The sequence below is a fragment of the Brevibacillus borstelensis genome, assembly GCF_003710865.1.
In the GTDB taxonomy this organism is placed as follows: domain Bacteria; phylum Bacillota; class Bacilli; order Brevibacillales; family Brevibacillaceae; genus Brevibacillus; species Brevibacillus borstelensis.
In genome coordinates this window covers 1-2222 of record NZ_RHHO01000087.1, presented here as the reverse complement: position 1 = coordinate 2222, position 2222 = coordinate 1, and the positions used below count along the sequence as shown (strand labels likewise).

At 44.8% G+C, this 2222-nt stretch carries 2 protein-coding genes; both read left to right on the top strand.

Annotation, left to right across the window (positions count from 1 at the left end):
- Positions 1–87 precede the first annotated feature (87 nt).
- Complete coding sequence (gene istA, locus EDM54_RS25750; RefSeq protein WP_024985200.1) at positions 88–1329, top strand: IS21 family transposase; 1242 nt, start codon at positions 88–90, stop codon at positions 1327–1329.
- Positions 1326–2105: an IS21-like element helper ATPase IstB gene (gene istB / locus EDM54_RS25745; protein ID WP_024985201.1), complete on the top strand. Its 780-nt coding sequence runs from the start codon at positions 1326–1328 to the stop codon at positions 2103–2105. Before istA ends, istB begins: the two co-directional genes overlap by 4 nt.
- Positions 2106–2222 lie beyond the last annotated feature (117 nt).

The window sequence follows — 2222 nt, the reverse complement described above, 5'->3', positions numbered from 1 at the left end:
TGTGAACGGCACTGTTAAAATCCTCAATAACGGCACTTGAAAATTCCCCACTTTCGGCAGAAAATCTCTCCCTGGAGGAGAGAAAATATGCTTAAGAATGGGGAGTTTTACTTGATCAAAGACATGAGACAAAGAGGAATGAATATCACACAAATTGCTGATTCATTAGGGAGGGATCGAAAAACAATTCGTAAGTGGCTGAAAAAGGATGAGCCTTCGAAATACCAACGATCTGTTAAAAAAACAAGCATTCTCGATCCATTTAAACCCTATATCAAAGCGAGAATGGAAGAAGGCTGCTTCAATGCTGTCGTTTTGTTTGATGAGATCAAAGCCCAAGGTTATCCAGGGCAAATTCGGCTCCTTCGCTCATTCATGGAACCATTGCGCCCGGTTGTTAAGACCAAGGCAACGCTCCGTTATGAAACGGCACCCGGAAAGCAAGCGCAAGTAGACTGGGGACATTTTAAGGTAGAGTGGAATGGTGGATATAAACGGCTGTACGCCTTTGTCATGGTTTTGGGATACTCGAGAATGTTGTATGTGGAATTTACAGAGAATGAACGGCTTGATACCCTCATCGGCTGCCACTTGCGTGCCATGCAATACTTTGGCGGCAGACCGGAAACATGCTTGTATGACAATATGAAAACCGTCATTGTCGGTTACGACGATCAAGGGCATGTATTGTGGAATGAACGATTTTCCCAGTTTGCAAGCCATCACGGTCTTACGCTGCGACGCTGCGCTCCCTACCGTGCACGAACAAAAGGGAAAGTGGAAAATGGAGTAGGATATGTTCGCAAGAACTTTTGGCCTCGGGTGCAGACGTTTACCAGCCTTCGTGACTTGAATCAGCAAGTACGTCATTGGTTGGATACGGTGGCTAATGTACGGGTACACGGCACCACGCATGAAAAACCAGTAGATCGATGGAAACACGAACAGTTGAAGCCACTTAACCCGATCCCATTCGAAGAGGTAGAACGCCATACTCGAAGAGTATCGAATGATTCACTCGTTTCTTACGGAGGAAGCCGGTATTCAGTCCCCTATGTTTATGTAGGTCATACGGTAGAAGTACAAGATCTCCAGAATGGCCATATCCGGATCTATCAGGGCAACATGATCATCGCTGAACATCCTAAAGCTACTCGTACCAAGCAAGTCATAACCAATAAAAAACACTTCGAGGGGATTCAAAACCAAATTGGCGCGAAGGCTCCCCAACCTATGCCGCGTTTGGTTCCCAATCCAAGCCCCGAAGTGGTGGAACGTGATTTGTCTGTCTATGAGCAGTTTGCTGACGAGGAGGTAATCGTACAATGATACTCCAGGCCCGTTTAGAAGAAGCCTTTGTACAGATGGGATGGGTACGAATCCCGGAAATTATTCACCACCACGCAGAAGAAGCTGCTGCTCAGAATATATCGTATTTGGAGTTCTTGGACAAGCTTTTGCAAGAAGAAATCATGGCCAAGAGGGATCGGTTTATCCGCATGAAAACGCGATTGGCTCATTTACCCTACCATAAAACGTTGGAGCAATTCGATTTCAGTTTCCAGCCCTCCATTGATGAAAGACGGATTCGTGATTTGGCAACCCTCCGGTTTGTACAACAACAAGAGAATCTCATTTTACTTGGTCCGCCAGGGGTCGGCAAGACTCACTTGTCTGTTGCTTTGGCTCTCGAAGCTATCAAACAAGGGTTGACGGTTTACTTTACAACTGCTCATGATTTGGTTCAGACGCTCCAGATTGCTCATCAAAACAATAGCATCAAACAAAAAATGCGAGCATTTATAAAACCGAATGTACTCATCATTGATGAAATTGGATATCGCAAAATGGATGAAACCGCAGCTCACTTTTTCTTTCAAATTGTATCAGAACGTTATGAATCCGGCTCAATTATCCTTACTTCGAACAAATCCTATGGTTCGTGGGGAGAGATATTTGGGGATACAGTACTTGCTACAGCCATCCTTGATCGATTATTGCATCACTCCCACACGATCAACATTAAAGGGGAAAGTTATCGCATAAAGGAGAAGAAAAAAGCAGGTTTCTTTCGACCCGAGTCAACCGAAGATAAAACAGAATAAACGGAATTTTGGTCGCCACCCGCCCCCCTCAGAGGGGGCATCATTCAGACAAACCTATTGCCTATAATGGGGAAAATTCGAGTGCAGATAATGGGGAATTTTCATTTGCAGTTGACA

Excerpts from the sequence above, each read along its gene's own strand:
- istA (WP_024985200.1), top strand. The coding sequence starts at position 88 with ATGCTTAAGAATGGGGAGTTTTACTTGATCAAAGACATGAGACAAAGA.
- istB (WP_024985201.1), top strand. The coding sequence starts at position 1,326 with ATGATACTCCAGGCCCGTTTAGAAGAAGCCTTTGTACAGATGGGATGG.